The organism is Roseovarius litoreus, assembly GCF_900142765.1.
In the GTDB taxonomy this organism is placed as follows: domain Bacteria; phylum Pseudomonadota; class Alphaproteobacteria; order Rhodobacterales; family Rhodobacteraceae; genus Roseovarius; species Roseovarius litoreus.
This window is the reverse complement of record NZ_FRCB01000009.1, coordinates 72439-88750: the sequence shown is the minus strand read 5'-3', so window position 1 is coordinate 88750 and position 16312 is coordinate 72439. Positions and strand designations below refer to the sequence as shown.

Genomic DNA, 16312 nt, shown 5'->3' with positions numbered 1-16312 from the left:
CGGATGCCGGAAGGGGCGCCCGGTCAGGCGCCCACCTCGATGATCGCTTGGGCCAGTTTCGGCACGGTGTCACGGTTCAGACCGGCGATATTGATGCGGCTGTCGCCGACCATGTAGATGCCATGCTCGGCCCGCAGACGTTCGACGATCTCGGGCGAGAGACCGAGCCGGGAGAACATCCCGCGATGCTGGGCGATGAAGCCGTAGCGATCCGACCCGGACAGGCGGCGCAATTCGGACGACAGCTGTTCGCGCAGCGCCAGCATCCCGTTGCGGACGTCTTCGAGTTCGGCCTGCCAATCGACGCGCAGCGCGTCATCGGTCAGCACCAAGGACACCATGCGCGCGCCGTGATCGGGCGGGAAGGAATAGTTCTGCCGGTTGAGATAGGCGAGGTTGCCCTGTGTCACGGCATGCAACCCGCGCTCCTGCGCCACGGCCATCAGGAGGCCGGTGCGTTCGCGGTAGATGCCGAAATTCTTGGAACAGCTGGCCGCGATCAGCACCTCGGGGCAGCCCGAGGCGACCATGCGGGTCGCTGCGGCATCGGCCTCGAGACCGTCGCCGAAGCCCTGATAGGCAATGTCGATCATCGGCACGACGCCCTTGGCGTTGACCAGATCGATCACCGCCTGCCATTCCGGGCCGGTGAGGTTGGCGCCGGTGGGGTTGTGGCAGCAGCCATGCAGCAGCACCACGTCGCCGGCGCGCATCTGGCCGAGATCCTCCATCATGCCGGCGAAATCGACCCCGCCGCTTTCAGCGTCGAAATAGCGATACATCACCGTTTCGATCGCCATATGCTTGAGGATGCTGAGATGGTTGGGCCATGTCGGATCGGAGACGAAGACACGCGCAGAGGGGTTGGCCATGCGGATGAGATCGAAGGCCTGGCGGACCGCGCCGGTGCCGCCGGGCGTGGCCACGGCGGCAACCTGATCGCGGGCCACGGCATCGCCCAGCACAAGGCCGATCATCGCGTCCGAAAAGGCCGGATCGCCGGCGAGGCCTGTATAGGCCTTGGTGGTTTCCTGCTCCCACCATTGACGCTCGGCCTGTTTGACGGCGCGCATGATGGGGGTCACGCCTTCGGCGTTCTTGTAGACGCCGACGCCAAGGTCGATCTTGTCCTCGCGGGGGTCGTCCTTGAACGCCTGCATCAGGGCGAGGATCTTGTCTTTGGGTTGTTCGTTGAGATGTTCGAACATCACTTGTCTCCGGTGGCGACGGGCACGGTGGGAAAGGCGCCCCATTCGGTCCATGATCCGTCATAAAGCGCATGGTCGGTCTTGCCGATCCGTTCCAGCGCAAGGTTGATGATGGCAGCGGTCACGCCCGAACCGCAGGTGGTGATGGCCGGCTTGTCCAGGTCAGCACCTGACGCGGCCAGCACGGCGCGCAGGCCGTCGGCATCCTTCATGGTGCCGTCATCGTTCAGAAGGTCACGGTAAAACACATTCTTCGAGCCGGGGATATGGCCCGAGCGCAGCCCGGCGCGCGGTTCGGGCTCATCGCCACGGAATCGGCCGGGAGAGCGGGCATCGAGAATCTCGTAATCGCCCAGCTTGGAGGCGGCGGCCACTTGCGTGACGTCCTTGACCATCTGGTTCTGGCGGCGCACGGTCATGTGCCGGTCGCGCACGACGGGGGGCATGTCGTCCACGGGGCGGCCCTCGGCCTGCCATTTGGGCAGGCCACCGTCCAGAACGGCGATGTTGTCCTGACCCATAAGGCGGAACAGCCACCAGACGCGCGCCGCAGAAAACAGGCCATGCGCGTCATAGACCACCACCTGATGACCATCGCCCACGCCCATGGCGCGCAGGCGGGACATGAATTTCTCGACCGGCGGGGCCATGTGCGGCAGCTCGGATCGGTGATCGCTGATATCGTCGATATCGAAAAACCGGGCGCCGGGAATATGCGCGGCCAGATATTGGGACCGGCCATCGCGCCCATCACCGGGCAAGAACCATGTCCCGTCCAGAACGCGAAGATCCGGATCCTTGAGATGGCTGGCCAGCCAGTCGGTTGAAACAAGCGTCTTGGGATCGTCATGTGCCATGGTCAGCCCCCGGTTTGCGGACGCTTCATGCCTATCGCGCAGCGCGGTCAAGGGCAAGCGCCCCGGTGCCGTCAGCGCCTATTTGACCAGGAGCCTGCGCGCCATCCCGAGAGACATCAGCACAACCGCGCCCCCAAGCCCGCCCATCAGCGCCTGTGTCGCGATCATACCGGCATCGCCGCCCCCCAGCAAACGGGCAAGGGCATCGGCGCCAAGGGTCTGGGCCGCCTGCCAGCCCAGCAGACCGCCCAGCACACCGGCGGCGGCATTCACCACGAACCCCAGACCGAGCGCGCGATAGACCGCCGCCGCCAGAATGCCGCCTGTGGCGCCTGAGAAAAGGGCGATCAGAAGCTCCATGCGCCGCGCTCAGTTGTTTTCTTTCAGCAGGCGCTGCTTCTGGCGCTGCCAGTCGCGCTTGGCCTGAGTTTCGCGCTTGTCATGGGTTTTCTTGCCCTTGGCGATCCCGATCTTCAGCTTGGCCATGCCGCGATGGTTGAAATAGAGGACCAGTGGCACGAGCGTCATGCCCTTGCGCTGCGTCTCGTTCCAGAGCCGCGCGAGTTCCTTGCGCGAGACCAGCAGCTTGCGGCGGCGGCGTTCCTCGTGCTGGAAGGTCTTGGCCTGCTCATAGGGCGCGACATAGGCATTGATGAGCCACAATTCGCCATTGTCGACGGTCGCATAGCTTTCGGCGATGTTGGCGCCGCCCTGGCGGAGCGATTTGACCTCGGAGCCTTCGAGGATGATGCCGCATTCAAGATCGTCCTCGATCGCATAATCGAAGCGCGCGCGCCGGTTCTCGGCGACGACCTTGTAGTTGGGGTTGTCCTTCGGCTTGGCCATATCGGGTGTCCTGTGGCGCGGCAATGCGAAGGGCCAAGATAACGGCTTGGCCGGGATGATCCAAGGGGGCGCGCGCGGGGGATGTCAGATCAGGCCGCGGCGCGCCAGATCGGCGCGCAATTCGGACCCATGCGCGCCGCGCGCCGGCACGGGGCCGGGAACAGCAGCAGCACCGTCGAAACGGGGTGCTGTCGCGGGCTGCCGCAAGCCTTGCGCATCGGTCCAGGCACCGCGCGCCGCCATATGCGGATCGCGTGCGGCCTCGGTTGGAGACAGGACCGGGGCGGCGCAGGCATCGCTTCCCTCGAACAGGGCGGCCCAGTGATCGCGGGGCTTGGCGGCGAACAACGCGGCAAGGCGCGCGGTCTGATCGGGCCATTGGGCGGCATCCATCTGATCGGCAAAGGCCGGATCGTCGGACAGGCCCATCAGGTCGAGAAAGGCGGCATAGAATTTCGGCTCGAGGCACTGAACGGCGACATGCCCGCCACAGGCGCAGGCATAGGTGCGGCACCAATGCGGGCCGTCCAGAAGGCTTTGGCCACGCCTGTCCGACAGGTTTCCGGAGGGCGCCATCGACATCAAGAGCGCCATCATATGCGCCGAGCCGTCGACAATCGCGGCGTCCACCACCGTCCCCTGCCCGCTGCGCGCGGCAGCCAGAAGCCCGGCCAGAATCCCCGCCACCAGATACAGCGCGCCGCCCCCCACATCACCGACCAGGGTCGGCGGCGTCAACGGTGGCGCATCGGGCGCCGAGGCATACCAGAGCGCGCCCGAGGTGGCGATGTAATTCAGGTCATGCCCCGCCATCTGCGCCTTGGGTCCCGACTGCCCCCAGCCGGTCATGCGGCCATAGACAAGCCGTGGATTGCCGGCGCGGCAGGTGTCGGGACCAAGGCCCAAACGCTCCATCACGCCGGGGCGGAAGCCTTCGATCAGGGCGTCGGCGGTCGCGATCAGCGCGCGGGCAATGGCCAGATCGGCAGGGTCCTTGAGATCGAGCGTGATGGATTTCTTGCCCCGGTCCAGCAGGTTCACATCGCCCGCCACGGGATTGCCCGGGCCGGGACGGTGAATGACGATTACCTCGGCGCCCAGATCGGCCAGCATCATCGCGGCGAAGGGGCCGGGGCCGAGCCCTTCGATCTCGATCACGCGGATACCCTGTAACATCATGTCCTGTCTCCGGTCGGTGCGATGCGGCCAGCCTAAAGCGTTTCGCGGCAAACCTGAATCGCAGAATTTCGCGACATGCAGCGCGCTGTTCAATCGTTGCACGCGTTCCGCCTTTGGCTGAGGGACGGGCGCAATGGCTGCTTGGCGCTGTCGTGCGGTTGGTCTACCTTGGCGGCGAAGACGCGACACAAGGAGCCGCCCCATGAAGATGAGTGACGAACGTATTATCGAGGCCGACCGCGCGACCGTTTGGGCGGCGCTGCTGAACCCCGATGTTCTGAAGGAATGCGTTTCGGGGGCCGAAGAGGTGACCGGCAATCCACAGGATGGCTATGAGGCGACGGTCACCCAGAAGGTCGGGCCGGTAAAGGCCACGTTCAAGGGCGCCGTGACCGTGTCGAACATGGTCGAGCATGAAAGCCTGACGCTGACCGGCGAGGGCAAGGGCGGCGCCGCCGGCTTTGCCAAGGGCGGTGCGGATGTGCGACTTGAAGAGGTGCCCGAGGGCACCAAGCTGATCTATGACGTGGAGGCCAAGGTGGGCGGCAAGCTGGCGCAGCTTGGCAGCCGGATCGTCGACGGGTTCGCCAAGAAGATGGCTGACAAGTTCTTTGAAAGGCTGACCGAGGTGATCGAAGGACCCAAGGACGATGACGCGCCCGAGGAGGCCGAAAAGAAAGGCTGGCTGAAGCGGCTGATCAAGAAGTAAGGCGGCGGCGGGGTCAGTCGTTGAGCGAGATGATCCCGGCGATCCGCGCGCCGATTTCGCGGCTGGCCTTCTGCGAAGGGTGAATGAGGTCGATCGCGTGATAGGACCGGTCGCCATGCGGCACCAGATCGGCCAGCGACAGGAAATGCACCCCCGCGTCCAGAGCCGCAAGACGCGCCAGGCGACGGTCCATTTCGTCGCCTTCGTCGGCGCAGCCTTCGATCGGGGATCGCACGCCCGGCGTGCGCAGATAGCCCACGAAGATCACCTGTGCGCCAGTCGCGCGCAGGGTCGAGACAAAGCCCGGTATCCGACCGCTGCGCCCATCTTTCGAGACAAGCTGATTGATGCGATGTCCGCAGGCGCCACAGCCGCACCCCATCCAGATGTCATTGCCGCCACCATTGAGCACGATCCAGTCCCATGGCCCTTCGCGATATTGCTGCGCGATGTTCAACCCGGCGCTGCCCGAGATCGGCAGGGCGTAGAAGAACCGCGCGCCCGTGACCGAGCGATCGATCACCGGCTCGGACAATTCGGCCTCGATCGCATGGGACACCCCGCGCCCCTGCCCCTTGTGGAACGCCAGCAGCGAGTCGCCCATCAGAAGGATGCGCGAGTCCTTGGTGACGGGTTCGCCGCAAGCGGCAAGCAGGATCAGGGCAAAAAGCGAAAGCAGGCGGGTCATCATGTTGGGCCGGGTCATCCGTTTTGCATGCTTTCCTGATATCAGTCCGTAGAGGTTAAGGAACGGTTTATCCGACAGGAGTTTTACCATTCTGCAGTGGCGCACACAAAAGCCTGCGCCTCCGGCGGATTGCACTCGGCCATTAAACGCCTAGCTTCGGGTCAGGAAACGGAGGTGCGCAATGGCATCCATAGTCGAGGTCGAGGGCCTGCAGAAAACGTATGACGGCGGGTTCGAGGCGCTCAGGGGCGTGTCGCTCGGGATCGAAGAGGGCGAGATACTTGCCCTGCTTGGCCCGAATGGCGCGGGCAAGACGACACTGATTTCGGCGCTCTGCGGTATCACCACGCCGACAGGCGGGACCGCGCGCGTCGGCGGGCATGACATCGTGAGCGAGTATCGCAAGGCCCGCGCGATGATCGGGCTGGTGCCGCAGGAGGTGGCGCTCGAGCCGTTCGAGAAGGTCATCAACACGGTGCGCTTTTCACGCGGTCTTTTCGGCAAGTCGCGCGACGAGGCGCTGATCGAAAAGCTGTTGCGGCAGCTCTCGCTGTGGGACAAGCGCAACAGCCGCACGCGCGAATTGTCGGGCGGCATGAAGCGGCGGGTGCTGATCGCCAAGGCATTGGTGCACGAACCCAAGGTGTTGTTTCTGGATGAGCCGACAGCCGGTGTGGATGTCGAGCTGCGCCGTGATATGTGGCGCGTCGTCGAGGGTCTGAAGGCGGAAGGTGTCACGATCATCCTGACCACCCATTACATCGAAGAGGCCGAGGCCATCGCCGACCGGGTCGCCGTTATCAACCGCGGCGAGATATTGCTGGTCGAGGACAAGATCGATCTGATGCGGCGCATGGGCCGCAAGACGCTGCGCATCGACCTGTCAACGCCGATAGATGCCGTACCAGAGGGGCTGGCGCATTATGATCTGGAACTCTCGCCCGAGGGCGACGCGCTGAGCTATCACTATGACACGCGCGGGCAGGACGGCACCGGGATCACCCGGCTGTTGCAGGCGCTGGCCGCCGAGGGGCTGACGCTGCGCGACGTGCACACCTCGCAATCGAGCCTCGAAGAGATCTTCGTCGGTCTGGTCAAGGAGGACGCGGCATGAACCTTCGCGCGATCAGGGCGATCTATATCTACGAGATGAAGCGCTTCATGCGCACGCTGATGGAAAGCCTGCTGTCGCCGGTGATTTCGACCACGCTTTATTTCGTGGTGTTCGGATCGGCCATCGGCAGCCGAATAGATCAGGTCGAAGGGGTGAGTTATGGCGCGTTCATTGTGCCGGGGCTGATCATGCTGACGGTCATGACGCAGGCGATCAGCAATGCCAGTTTCGGGATCTACTTTCCCAAGTTCATCGGCACGATCTATGAGCTTCTGTCAGCGCCGGTGAATTTTCTGGAGATCGTGCTGGGATATGTCGGGGCGGCGGCGACCAAATCGCTGTTGATCGGGGTGGTGATCCTGATCACCTCGGGGTTCTTCGTGGAGATCGACGTGCTGCATCCCGCCGCGATGCTGGGGTTTTTGGTGCTCACCTGCCTGTCCTTCTCGCTCTTCGGGTTCATCATCGGCATCTGGGCCGAGAACTTTCAGCAATTGCAGATCATTCCGCTGCTGGTCATCACGCCCTTGGTGTTTTTGGGCGGATCGTTCTATTCGATCTCGATGCTGCCCGAGGCATGGCAAACGGTGAGCTACTTCAATCCGGTGGTCTACCTGATCTCGGGGTTCCGCTGGTCGTTCTTCGGTCAGGCGGATGTGCCTGTGGGCCTGAGCCTGCTGGCAATTGCGGCGTTTACCGGGATTTGCCTGCTGATCGTCTGGCTGATCTTCAAGACCGGCTACAGGATAAAGTCCTGAGCCGGGCTGCGGCGTGACTTATTTGCCCGATAAGGCGCAGTTTTTGTGTCAGCGCGCGAAATGGCCGGTCCGGTCGCCTTGTTTGTGCAAGGAGGGCAATCTACATCGGTCATCATGAAAGAGCGTATCCCCTTCCTGAACCGTGGGCCGGTGGTCTCGGTGATCCGGCTGAGCGGCACGATCGGCGCCGGCAGCCGCGCACAGTTGAGCGACGAGGCCTTGGCCCCGTCGATCGAAAAGGCGTTCCGGCGCGGCAAGCCAAAGGCGGTCGCGCTGTTGATCAATTCGCCCGGCGGATCGCCGGTGCAATCCTCGCTGATCGCGTCGCGCATCCGGCGGCTGGCCGAGGAAAAGGACATCCCCGTGCATGCCTTCGTCGAGGATGTGGCGGCTTCGGGCGGCTATTGGCTGGCGACGGCGGCAGATCACATCTGGGTCGATCCGGCCTCGATCGTGGGGTCGATCGGTGTCATCTCGGCGGGGTTCGGCGCGCCGGTCCTGCTGGCACGGCAGGGCGTGGAACGCCGGGTGCACACATCGGGCAAATCGAAAAGCTTCCTTGATCCGTTCCTGCCGCAGAAGGACGAGGATGTGAGCCGTCTCAAGGATATCCTCGAGCAGATGCACAAGGTGTTCGAGGCGCAGGTCACCTCGCGACGGGGCGACCGGCTGGCGCAGAATGACGATCTGTTCACCGGCGAGTTCTGGCTGGGTCAGCGCGCGGTGGAGCTGGGTCTTGTGGACGGGATCGGGCACGTGGCCCCCAAGATGAAAGAGCTTTACGGCGACAAGGTGCGCTTTGCGCAATACGGGCGCAAACGCGGCCTGTTCCAGCGGTTCGGCATGAGCCTCGCACAGGACGGCATCGCCGCCATCGAGGAGCGGGCGTCCTACGCGCGTTTCGGCCTCTGACGTGATCGTCAAGATCGTCATATTGTTCCTTGTCGCCATGGGTGTTCTGGCGATGTTCGGGAAACTGCGCTTTCCGGGTCAGCAAAAGCTGGCTTCGGCCAAATGTCGGAAATGCGGGCGGTTCCGTATCGGCAAGGGGCCCTGTCCCTGCACGAAAGGCAAAAGCAAATGATGCCTTGGTTACTGTCGGTTTTGGGGCTGGTGATCCTGCTTCTGGCCGGTGATGCGCTGGTCAAGGGTGCGGTCAACCTGAGCCTCCGGGTGGGGATTCCGGCCCTGATCGTCAGCCTGACCATCGTGGCATTCGGCACCTCGGCGCCGGAGTTGCTGATTTCGGTGAACGCGGTGCTGGACGACAAGCCGGGGCTGGCGCTTGGCAATGTGGTGGGGTCGAACACGGCCAATATCCTGATGGTTCTGGGGGTGCCCGCCATCCTGTCGGTTCTGCACACAAGCGAGTGTGACACGCGCAAGACCTATGTCTTCATGCTGGTGGCGTCGGTCCTGTTCATCGGGCTGGCGTTTCTCGGGGAATTCACGCTGGTCTCGGGGCTGATCCTGCTGGCGGCGCTGGCCTTCGTTCTGACCGATGCCTTTCTGGAAGCCGGCCGCCATCGCAGCGCCAATGCCGCCCTTGCCCTGTCGGAGGCTGACGGGATCGAGGAGGTGGAGGGTGCGGACCCGGACATGCCCTGGTGGCAGATCAGCGTCTTTCTGGTGCTGGGGCTTGTGGGCCTGCCGCTTGGCGCCGATCTGCTGGTGGACAATGCCTCGATCATCGCGCGGCAATATGGGGTCAGCGACACGGTCATCGGCCTGACGCTGGTCGCACTTGGCACGTCGCTTCCCGAATTGGCCACCACGGTCATGGCCGCGCTGCGCAAGCAGGCGGATGTCGCGCTTGGGAACGTGATCGGCTCGAACATGTTCAATCTGCTGGCGATCATCGGGATCACGGCGGTGATCGGGCCGATCCCGGTCGATCCAGAGTTCCTGCGGTTCGATCTGTGGGTGATGCTGGCGGCGTCGCTGCTGATCGTTCCGTTCGTCTTTTTCAAGCAGGATATCGGCCGCGTGTGGGGTGTGATCTTGACGGGGCTTTATGTGGCCTATGTCGTGATCGTGCTCTCATGAAGAAAGGCGGCGCGGCATGACGACAGCATTGGTGACAGGGGCCGGAAAACGGCTGGGGCGCGCGATGGCGCTGGAACTGGCGCGGCGCGGGCATGATGTGGCGGTGCATTACGCCTCGAGCCGCGATGAGGCCGAGGCCGTCGCCGCCGAGATCCGGGGCCTAGGGCAAAACGCCGTGACCGTGCAGGCCGATCTGCTGGACGAGGCGCAGATACAGCGCCTTTTGCCGGAAGCCGCAAGCAGGCTCGGGGCGCCGATCACCTGCCTGATCAACAACGCGTCGATTTTCGAGTATGACAATATCCAGAGCGCCACCCGCGACAGCTGGGATCGGCATATGGAAAGCAATCTGCGCGCGCCCTTCGTGCTCACGCAGGCGATGGCGGCCCAGGTGCCCGCGCCCGACCAGTGCGAGATGGGCGAGCCGGTGGCGCGCGGGCTGGTCATCAACATGATCGACCAACGGGTGCGCAAGCTGACGCCCGAGTTCATGACCTATACGCTGGCCAAGATGGGTCTTTGGGCCTTCACCCAGACCGCAGCACAGGCGCTTGCCCCCCATATCCGGGTCAATGCCATAGGCCCCGGTCCGACCCTGCAGGGGCATCGACAGACCGAGACGCATTTCCAGAGACAGCGTCAGTCCACCGTTCTGGGACGCGGCGCCAACCCCGCCGACATCACCGCCGCGCTGGCCTATTTCCTCGATGCACCGGCGGTGACCGGACAATTGCTCTGCGTTGATGGCGGGCAGCATCTGGGATGGCAGACACCGGATGTGTTGGGCGTCGAGTGACATATTCCGGCCAGACTTGTGCACCGCAAAGATGACCGACAAAAACCTGTTACAAAATTTTTAATGTTTTCAATATTTTGTCACTGGTTAAAGTTTTTTCTGAATGTTTTCAATGCCTTGGTTTATCGCCTATTTTTTGTGCAATCCAACGAAGGCATGTTAGAACAAAGGAAAATTTCCCTGCCCCCAAACTTGCCCCCACAGTTATCCACAGGTTTCGTGGACAGCTTTCCTCTTGCCCGCAGCGCGATAAGATTGCAGCCACAGAAGAGAATCATATCCGAGCCATATGCCCGAGCAGACATCTGATATCGCGCCCAAGACCGGCCACGACGTCATCCAGTCCTACCTGAAGACGCTCGACTCGTCTCCAGGGGTCTACCGCATGCTCGATGCGCAGGCGCGGGTGCTCTATGTCGGCAAGGCGCGCAATTTGCGGGCGCGGGTGTCGAACTATGCCCGCCCATCGGGCCATACAGCGCGCATCGACAGGATGATCCGCGAGACCGCGTCGATGATGTTCCTGACCACCTCGACCGAGACCGAAGCCCTGCTTCTGGAACAAAACCTCATCAAGCAGCTCAAGCCGCGCTACAACGTGCTCTTGCGCGACGACAAGAGCTTTCCGAACATCCTTGTGACCGGGCATGATTTTCCGATGATCAAGAAACACCGTGGCGCCAAGAAGGAGAAAGGCCATTACTACGGCCCCTTTGCCAGTGCCGGCGCGGTGAACCGGACCCTGTCGCATCTGCAGCGCGCGTTTCAGTTGCGCAATTGCACCGACACGCAGTTCGAAAGCCGCACCCGCCCCTGTCTGCAATACCAGATCAAGCGCTGCACCGCGCCCTGTGTCGGCTATATCGACAAGGCCGATTATGCGGCGGCGGTGAAGGATGCCGAACGCTACCTGTCAGGCCGCTCCACCGAGATCCAGACAAAGCTGAAGGCCGAGATGGCCGAAGCTGCCGAGGCGATGGAATACGAACGCGCCGCGGCGCTGCGCGACCGGATCAAGGCGCTGACGCAGGTCCAGACCGCACAGGGCATCAACCCGCGCACCGTGACCGAGGCGGATATCCTGGCGCTGCATCTGGAAAAGGGGCAGGCCTGCGTTCAGGTGTTCTTCATCCGGGCCGGGCAGAACTGGGGCAACCGTGATTTCTATCCGCGCGTCGGGGCCGATGTGGAAGAGGCCGAGGTGCTCGAGGCGTTCATCGGCCAGTTCTATGACAGCAAGGACCCCGCACGACAGTTGATCCTGTCTCACCCGATCGAAAATGCCGATCTGATGACCGAGGCTCTGAGCGGCAAACTGGGCCGCAAGGTCGAGCTTCTGGTCCCGCAGCGCGGTGAAAAGGCCGAGTTGGTGGATGCCGCCCTGCGCAATGCCCGCGAAAGCCTTGCCCGCAAGATGGCCGAGACGGCGACACAGGCCAAGCTGCTCAAGGGACTGGCCGAGGCGTTCGATCTGCCGGATCCTCCCAAGCGGGTCGAGGTCTATGACAACTCGCATATTCAGGGCGCGCACGCGGTGGGCGCGATGATCGTGGCGGGGCCGGACGGCTTCATGAAGAACAGCTATCGCAAGTTCAACATCCGGGGCGATGAGCTGACGCCGGGGGACGATTTCGGGATGATGAAAGAGGTGCTGACGCGGCGGTTCAAACGCCTGCTCAAGGAAGACCCCGAGCGCGATCAGGGCCATTGGCCCGATCTGCTGTTGATTGATGGGGGTGCGGGACAAGTCAGTGCCGTGGCTCAGATCATGCGCGAGCTGGGGGTCGAGGACATCCCCATGGTCGGCGTGGCCAAAGGGGTGGATCGCGACCACGGCAAGGAAGAATTCCACCGAACCGGCAAGCGACCGATGGCGTTGCAGCGCAATGACCCGGTCTTGTATTTCATCCAGCGGATGCGCGACGAGGCGCATCGCTTTGCCATCGGCACCCATCGGGCTAAACGGGCCAAGGCGGTGGGGGCCACGCCGCTGGACGACATTCCCGGTGTGGGGGCTGCACGCAAACGCGCTTTGCTCGCGCATTTCGGCAGCGCCAAGGCGGTGAGTCGCGCCAATCTGTCGGACCTCAAGGCCGTGGAGGGCGTATCCGAGGGGCTGGCCCAGAAAGTCTATGATTTCTTCCATGAAAAAGGCTGATCCCGTGGCGCTTCCCCTTTGGTCGCGTTGCGGGTAGAACCTCACGCATGACGTGGAACCTGCCCAATCTGCTGACCGTTCTGAGGCTGCTGGCCGCTCCCGGCGTGGCGGTGATGTTCCTGTATTTCCATCGTCCCTGGGCGGACTGGTTCGCGCTGACGCTGTTCATCAGCGCCGCGATCACGGACTGGTTCGACGGTTATCTTGCAAGGGCTTGGAAACAGACGACAAAGCTGGGAGCGATGCTAGACCCCATTGCTGACAAGGCGATGGTGGTGATCGCGCTGATGGTGATCGTGGGATATTCGAGCATGTCGCCATGGCTGGTGTTGCCGGCGACCTTTATCCTGTTCCGCGAGGTGTTCGTGAGCGGGCTGCGGGAGTATCTGGGGGATACGGCCGGAACGCTCAAGGTCACGCAATTGGCCAAGTGGAAGACCACGGCGCAGATGGTGGCGATTGCGGTGCTGTTTGCGCAGGGCGTGTTCGAGCATTATTTCGGTGCGGATACGCCGGGCGCGGTGTTGCTGGGCCATGCGGGGCTGTGGCTGTTGTGGATCGCGGCTGCGCTGACATTGGTGACAGGCTATGATTACCTAAGAAAATCAATGCCTTACCTGAAGGACTAAGATCATGGATGTGCTCTATTTCGCGTGGGTCAGGGAACGGATCGGGCGGCCCAAGGACCGGATCGAGACGCAGGCCGCCACGGTGCGCGATCTGGTCGAGGAGTTGCGCGCCCGCGAAGAGCGCTATGCCGCCGCGTTCGAGGATCTGAGCGCGCTGCGGGTGGCGGTGGATCAGGAGCTTTCGGATTTCGACGCCTCTCTGGCCGGGGTCCGGGAAGTGGCGTTTTTCCCACCAATGACAGGGGGTTAGGCGATATGGACATCCGTGTTCAGGAGGCCGCTTTCGATCTTGGGGACGAGGCCCGCGCCTTTGCCGAACGGCAAAGGGGGATGGGGGCTGTGGTGACGTTTACCGGGATCGTTCGGGATCTGGATGGGGGCGATCTGGACGTGATGGAGATCGAGCATTACCCCGGAATGACCGAAGCGGCGATTGAAAAGATCGGACAAGAGGCGCTAAGCCGCTGGAATCTTGGCGATATTCTGGTGATTCATCGCTATGGACGGCTGCGGCCCGATGATCTTATCATGATGGTGGCCACCTCGGCGCGGCACCGGGTCGATGCATTCCAAGGCGCTGAATTCCTTATGGATTTCCTGAAATCCCGGGCGCCGTTCTGGAAAAAGGAAGTCACCGGGCAGGACGCCGCCTGGGTCGCGGCGCGCGACGAGGATGAGGACGCTCTGAGCCGCTGGTGAGCAGGCGCTTTGCGTAGGGTTCGTACGAAACCTACGCGGGTTTGGGACGATCCGAGGGTCGATCCTGCGAATTTGTGTCCATCCCGTACACAAATGCCCTTTTGGTGCCCCTGCGTGACCCAAGGTTCCGCTTGCCGGGGCCGCTGATCCGGGGCACCGCTTGTGCGAGTTTCAGACGGGGGACGAGGCCATGAGCGACCTGATCCAGAGCTATATCGAGACATTGACACCCAAGGTGGCCGGCACGCTGCGCGGCACGGCGAAGCTGGTGATTACCGGCGAGGGTGCGGTGATGCTGGACGAGACCGGCGCGCGGGCCTGCGACGCGGCCGATGAGGCCGACGTGGCGCTGATCGCCAGCGACGCGGTGTTCCGGGCGATCCTGTCGGGCGATCAGAACCCGGTGATGGCGGTGATGGGCGGCAAGCTCAAGGTCGAGGGCAGCGCGCAACGGGCGCTGAAGGTGAGCGGGATATTGGTGGGGTGAGGCGTGGGGTGATTTCTTGGCTATGACACCTCAGCGCCGATGATCATCCCGACGGGCTGTCGAGTTTCGCACCGATAGCCTAGAAACCTGCTACGCCCTCCCAAACCCGCCACGTCACAGCACAAGACCGCCCTCGCCTGTCCGCGGGCTGGCGATGCAACGGTATTTCGGGGCGCTTAATGGCTGCCCTGTCATCGCATCACTCAATCGGCGCGCTGACGTCACCCAATCGCCTGCCCGGGGGGCGGACAGGCGATGGCGGGGCGCGGCGGACATCGGGCCTGGTGCATGTGCACGTATTTCTTAATCGCTTTGCGGCCCAAGTGATCCATTCTATGAATGGGTCATGACATTCGATCAGATCAAAACATTCCTCTGGGTGGCCCGTCTCGGCGGGTTTCGACGCGCGGCGGAGCGGTTGAACCTGTCGCAGCCCGCCATCTCCACGCGCATCGCCAAACTGGAACAAGAGCTGCGGGTGCCCTTGTTCGAGCGCGGCATGGGTGAGTTGATCCTGACCAAACAGGGCACCTTGCTGTTGTCCTATGTCGAACAGATGCTGTTCGTCGAGGAAGAGATCAAGCAGCGCGTTGCAAACCCGTCCGAGACCGAAGGCCTGTTCCGCGTCGGCGCCTCGGAGACGATCGCGCAGGCGTGGTTGCCTGATTTCCTCAAGGCGCTCAGCGAACACTACCCCCGGGTGAACGTGGATCTCACGGTGGATATTTCTCTCAATCTGCGGTCAGCGCTGCTGGAGCGGAAGCTGGACCTTGCCCTTTTGATGGGGCCGGTGTCGGAATTTTCGGTGGAGAACGTCGATTTGCCGTCTTTTGATCTGCATTGGTACCGGGCCGCCGCCAACACGCAGACCGACCTCACCCAGATCCCGGTCATTTCATACTCCAGCCAGACACGGCCCTACCGCGAACTGATGTCGGAATTGTCGCGCCGGGTGGGGCCGAAATTGCGGGTCTTCACCTCGGCTTCGCTGTCGGCGAGCCTGAAGATGATCGCGGCGGGAATCGCTGTCGGGCCGTACCCCCGCGCGCTGGCGAATGATTTCCTTGCCTCCGGGCAGATCGTGGAATTCGATCCGGGGTTCCGGCCAAAGCCGCTGTCGTTCACGGCGTCCTATTTATCCGAGCCCCGCAGTTTTCTTGTTGAAAAAAGTGCGGAAATGGCGCGTGCGGTGGCTGTGGACTGGGACAGGTCGCATCCGAAGTAGATATAAAAAATCTATCACTACAGATATAAAATGATAATTTGATTGAGGGCCTAACCCCATGTGATGCTGAGACGGATAATCGGGGGGCCAGCGTGACCACAACCGCAGTTTCACATAGCGATCTGATTGGCGCCTCTGCCGCAGATGTCCGTGCCGCGATCCGCAGCGGCGCCTATACAGGCCACACGGCCGGGTTGGCGGCTGGAAAGCTGCAATGCAACCTTGCGATACTGCCGGAGCAATACGCGCTCGATTTCCTGCGGTTTTGTCTGCGCAATCCCAAGCCTTGTCCCATTGTGGGCGTCGGTGACAGCGGTGACGCAAAGCTGCCCACACTGGGCCGCGACATCGACATTCGCACGGATGTCGCCCGGTATCGCGTGTTCAGGGGCGGCACGTTGAGCGAGGAGGTTACCGACATTTCGGACGTCTGGACCGCCGATCTGGTGACGGTGGCTCTGGGGTGTTCGTTCACCTTTGAAAATGCGCTGGTGCGTCATGGTATTCCCGTGCGCCATCTGGAAACCGGCCGCAACGTGCCGATGTTCAAATCCAACATCGATCTGGTGCCTGCGGGGCGGTTTGGCGGGCAGATGGTGGTGACCATGCGCCCGATCCCCGCCGAACAGGTTGACGCCACGCGCGAGATCAGCCGCCGTTATCCGCAAGCCCACGGCGCGCCCATCGCGGTCGGCGACCCCGCGACCATCGGCATTTCCGATCTCTCCGCCCCTGATTGGGGCGACGCGGTCGAGATCAAGGACGGCGAAATCCCCGTCTATTGGGCTTGTGGGGTCACCCCGCAGAATGTGCTGCTGGACGCGGCACTGCCGATCTGCATCACGCATTCACCCGGTCACATGCTGATTGCCGATGTGGCCGAAGACGCCGAAACAACAATCCTCATCTAAAG

Annotated in this window: 18 protein-coding genes and 1 pseudogene; 13 read left to right on the top strand and 6 right to left on the bottom strand. The window is 62.7% G+C overall.

Annotated elements, in window-relative coordinates:
* Positions 1 to 23: 23 nt before the first annotated feature.
* The 5 genes from F3H35_RS15675 to F3H35_RS15655 form a co-directional block, all read right to left on the bottom strand.
* A complete protein-coding gene (locus tag F3H35_RS15675) occupies positions 24 to 1208 on the bottom strand; it encodes an amino acid aminotransferase (protein ID WP_149780483.1) in 1185 nt (394 codons plus the stop codon).
* Positions 1208 to 2065 carry a 3-mercaptopyruvate sulfurtransferase gene (gene sseA, locus F3H35_RS15670; RefSeq protein ID WP_149780482.1) on the bottom strand — a complete coding sequence of 286 codons (858 nt, stop codon included), beginning with the start codon at positions 2063 to 2065 and terminating at the stop codon, positions 1208 to 1210. The genes F3H35_RS15675 and sseA overlap by 1 nt, the downstream gene beginning before the upstream one ends.
* 78 nt (positions 2066 to 2143) lie before the next feature.
* A complete protein-coding gene (locus tag F3H35_RS15665; RefSeq protein ID WP_149780481.1) occupies positions 2144 to 2425 on the bottom strand; it encodes a hypothetical protein in 282 nt (93 codons plus the stop codon).
* Between the two features lie 9 nt (positions 2426 to 2434).
* Entirely contained in the window at positions 2435 to 2911 is a 477-nt protein-coding gene (gene smpB / locus F3H35_RS15660) for an SsrA-binding protein SmpB (protein ID WP_007811566.1), read from the bottom strand.
* An 84-nt stretch (positions 2912 to 2995) separates the two neighbouring features.
* Entirely contained in the window at positions 2996 to 4087 is a 1092-nt protein-coding gene (locus F3H35_RS15655; protein ID WP_149780563.1) for a CaiB/BaiF CoA transferase family protein, read from the bottom strand.
* Positions 4088 to 4292: 205 nt separating this feature from the next.
* Between F3H35_RS15655 and F3H35_RS15650 the strand changes: the two genes are divergently transcribed.
* On the top strand, positions 4293 to 4799 hold the full coding sequence (locus F3H35_RS15650; RefSeq protein WP_149780480.1) for a CoxG family protein: 507 nt from the start codon (positions 4293 to 4295) through the stop codon (positions 4797 to 4799).
* 13 nt (positions 4800 to 4812) lie between these two features.
* On the opposite strand, the gene F3H35_RS15645 is transcribed toward F3H35_RS15650, so the two are convergent.
* Entirely contained in the window at positions 4813 to 5505 is a 693-nt protein-coding gene (locus F3H35_RS15645) for an SGNH/GDSL hydrolase family protein (RefSeq protein WP_149780479.1), read from the bottom strand.
* A gap of 163 nt (positions 5506 to 5668) precedes the next feature.
* On the opposite strand from F3H35_RS15645, the gene F3H35_RS15640 reads away from it, so the two are divergent.
* From F3H35_RS15640 to F3H35_RS15585, 12 genes and pseudogenes are all read left to right on the top strand, one after another.
* Positions 5669 to 6601: an ABC transporter ATP-binding protein gene (locus tag F3H35_RS15640; protein WP_149780478.1), complete on the top strand. Its 933-nt coding sequence runs from the start codon at positions 5669 to 5671 to the stop codon at positions 6599 to 6601.
* On the top strand, positions 6598 to 7359 hold the full coding sequence (locus F3H35_RS15635; RefSeq protein ID WP_149780477.1) for an ABC transporter permease: 762 nt from the start codon (positions 6598 to 6600) through the stop codon (positions 7357 to 7359). Before F3H35_RS15640 ends, F3H35_RS15635 begins: the two co-directional genes overlap by 4 nt.
* A 114-nt stretch (positions 7360 to 7473) precedes the next feature.
* The gene (locus F3H35_RS15630; RefSeq protein WP_149780476.1) at positions 7474 to 8271 is read left to right on the top strand and encodes a S49 family peptidase; all 798 of its coding nucleotides are present in this window, start codon (positions 7474 to 7476) and stop codon (positions 8269 to 8271) included.
* 168 nt (positions 8272 to 8439) lie between these two features.
* Complete coding sequence (locus F3H35_RS15625) at positions 8440 to 9405, top strand: calcium/sodium antiporter (protein WP_149780475.1); 966 nt, start codon at positions 8440 to 8442, stop codon at positions 9403 to 9405.
* A 10-nt stretch (positions 9406 to 9415) separates the two neighbouring features.
* Positions 9416 to 10201: pseudogene (locus F3H35_RS15620) on the top strand (SDR family oxidoreductase); the annotation flags it as partial.
* A 289-nt stretch (positions 10202 to 10490) separates the two neighbouring features.
* Positions 10491 to 12359: an excinuclease ABC subunit UvrC gene (uvrC, locus tag F3H35_RS15615; protein WP_149780473.1), complete on the top strand. Its 1869-nt coding sequence runs from the start codon at positions 10491 to 10493 to the stop codon at positions 12357 to 12359.
* A 47-nt stretch (positions 12360 to 12406) separates the two neighbouring features.
* Positions 12407 to 12988, top strand: coding sequence for a CDP-diacylglycerol--glycerol-3-phosphate 3-phosphatidyltransferase (gene pgsA, locus F3H35_RS15610; RefSeq protein WP_149780472.1), 582 nt, complete (start codon positions 12407 to 12409; stop codon positions 12986 to 12988).
* Positions 12989 to 12992: 4 nt separating this feature from the next.
* The gene (gene moaD / locus F3H35_RS15605; RefSeq protein ID WP_007811588.1) at positions 12993 to 13238 is read left to right on the top strand and encodes a molybdopterin converting factor subunit 1; all 246 of its coding nucleotides are present in this window, start codon (positions 12993 to 12995) and stop codon (positions 13236 to 13238) included.
* A 5-nt stretch (positions 13239 to 13243) separates the two neighbouring features.
* Positions 13244 to 13687 (top strand): molybdenum cofactor biosynthesis protein MoaE, encoded by a 444-nt coding sequence (locus tag F3H35_RS15600; RefSeq protein ID WP_149780471.1) that lies wholly within the window; start codon positions 13244 to 13246, stop codon positions 13685 to 13687.
* 190 nt (positions 13688 to 13877) lie between these two features.
* Positions 13878 to 14174, top strand: a complete 297-nt coding sequence (locus F3H35_RS15595) for an SCP2 sterol-binding domain-containing protein (protein WP_149780470.1) — start codon at positions 13878 to 13880, stop codon at positions 14172 to 14174.
* A 346-nt stretch (positions 14175 to 14520) separates the two neighbouring features.
* Positions 14521 to 15399, top strand: coding sequence for a LysR family transcriptional regulator (locus F3H35_RS15590; protein ID WP_149780469.1), 879 nt, complete (start codon positions 14521 to 14523; stop codon positions 15397 to 15399).
* Between the two features lie 92 nt (positions 15400 to 15491).
* Positions 15492 to 16310, top strand: coding sequence for a putative hydro-lyase (locus tag F3H35_RS15585; RefSeq protein ID WP_149780468.1), 819 nt, complete (start codon positions 15492 to 15494; stop codon positions 16308 to 16310).
* The last annotated feature ends 2 nt before the right edge of the window (positions 16311 to 16312 follow it).

Bases quoted from the DNA above. Each gene is read 5' to 3' on its own strand.
- F3H35_RS15675 (WP_149780483.1), bottom strand. From the start codon at position 1,208: ATGTTCGAACATCTCAACGAACAACCCAAAGACAAGATCCTCGCCCTG.
- sseA (WP_149780482.1), bottom strand. From the start codon at position 2,065: ATGGCACATGACGATCCCAAGACGCTTGTTTCAACCGACTGGCTGGCC.
- F3H35_RS15665 (WP_149780481.1), bottom strand. From the start codon at position 2,425: ATGGAGCTTCTGATCGCCCTTTTCTCAGGCGCCACAGGCGGCATTCTG.
- smpB (WP_007811566.1), bottom strand. From the start codon at position 2,911: ATGGCCAAGCCGAAGGACAACCCCAACTACAAGGTCGTCGCCGAGAAC.
- F3H35_RS15655 (WP_149780563.1), bottom strand. From the start codon at position 4,087: ATGTTACAGGGTATCCGCGTGATCGAGATCGAAGGGCTCGGCCCCGGC.
- F3H35_RS15650 (WP_149780480.1), top strand. From the start codon at position 4,293: ATGAAGATGAGTGACGAACGTATTATCGAGGCCGACCGCGCGACCGTT.
- F3H35_RS15645 (WP_149780479.1), bottom strand. From the start codon at position 5,505: ATGACCCGGCCCAACATGATGACCCGCCTGCTTTCGCTTTTTGCCCTG.
- F3H35_RS15640 (WP_149780478.1), top strand. From the start codon at position 5,669: ATGGCATCCATAGTCGAGGTCGAGGGCCTGCAGAAAACGTATGACGGC.
- F3H35_RS15635 (WP_149780477.1), top strand. From the start codon at position 6,598: ATGAACCTTCGCGCGATCAGGGCGATCTATATCTACGAGATGAAGCGC.
- F3H35_RS15630 (WP_149780476.1), top strand. From the start codon at position 7,474: ATGAAAGAGCGTATCCCCTTCCTGAACCGTGGGCCGGTGGTCTCGGTG.
- F3H35_RS15625 (WP_149780475.1), top strand. From the start codon at position 8,440: ATGATGCCTTGGTTACTGTCGGTTTTGGGGCTGGTGATCCTGCTTCTG.
- uvrC (WP_149780473.1), top strand. From the start codon at position 10,491: ATGCCCGAGCAGACATCTGATATCGCGCCCAAGACCGGCCACGACGTC.
- pgsA (WP_149780472.1), top strand. From the start codon at position 12,407: ATGACGTGGAACCTGCCCAATCTGCTGACCGTTCTGAGGCTGCTGGCC.
- moaD (WP_007811588.1), top strand. From the start codon at position 12,993: ATGGATGTGCTCTATTTCGCGTGGGTCAGGGAACGGATCGGGCGGCCC.
- F3H35_RS15600 (WP_149780471.1), top strand. From the start codon at position 13,244: ATGGACATCCGTGTTCAGGAGGCCGCTTTCGATCTTGGGGACGAGGCC.
- F3H35_RS15595 (WP_149780470.1), top strand. From the start codon at position 13,878: ATGAGCGACCTGATCCAGAGCTATATCGAGACATTGACACCCAAGGTG.
- F3H35_RS15590 (WP_149780469.1), top strand. From the start codon at position 14,521: ATGACATTCGATCAGATCAAAACATTCCTCTGGGTGGCCCGTCTCGGC.